Source organism: Mycobacterium sp. GA-1199 (assembly GCF_001500045.1).
Taxonomy (GTDB): Bacteria; Actinomycetota; Actinomycetes; order Mycobacteriales; family Mycobacteriaceae; genus Mycobacterium.
Genome location: NZ_LQIX01000046.1, coordinates 1 through 708 on the forward strand (window position 1 = coordinate 1; position 708 = coordinate 708).

General features: G+C 63.4%; 1 protein-coding gene and 1 pseudogene. Both read left to right on the top strand.

Annotated elements, in window-relative coordinates; genetic code table 11:
• Window positions 1-131, top strand: a pseudogene (locus tag AU198_RS27055) (septum formation family protein); the annotation flags it as partial.
• Between the two features lie 42 nt (window positions 132-173).
• The coding region (locus AU198_RS20900; RefSeq protein ID WP_156431700.1) for a flavin-containing monooxygenase at window positions 174-708 on the top strand (535 nt) is incomplete at its 3' end.

The window sequence follows — 708 nt, forward strand, 5'->3', positions numbered from 1 at the left end:
AAGCCATGACGGACAGTTCGGTTCAGCTGTATGTGCTCTATCCCACGGCCGAAACCTGGGAACAGGGTGACCGGGCCGTGACCTGCATTGCGACGCTCGATCCGCCGAGAACCGGCTCGCTAAAGGGCTGACGCCTCCCCGATACTGCCTGGTGGCTGCGGTACCGTTTTTCTATGACTTCCGAAGTACTCGACGCCGTCATCGTGGGCGCTGGTTTCGGGGGGATCGGCGCGGCCATCCAGCTCAAGCGGATGGGATATCAGGACTTCGTCATCCTCGATCGTGAGGACGACCTGGGCGGCACCTGGCACGTCAACCGTTACCCCGGGTTGGCGGTCGATGTGCCGACGACCACGTACTCGTATTACTTCGAGCCCAACCCGAACTGGTCGCGGCTGTACTCGACCGGCGACGAGATCAAGCAGTACGCCGCTGACGTCGCCGACAAGTACGACGTGCGTCGGCACATGCGGTTCAACACGCTCGTCGAAGGCGCCTGCTGGGATGGGGAAGCCGAGGTGTGGCGGGTCACGCTGGCCGGCGGCGACACGCTGTCGGCGCGCTACCTCATCACCGCCACCGGGTTCCTGTCGCAGCCACACACACCCGAGATTCCGGGTATCGAGAGTTTCGCCGGCAGGATCATGCACACCACCGCGTGGGATCACACCTACGACCTCGACAACCGTCGGATCGCGATCATCGGCA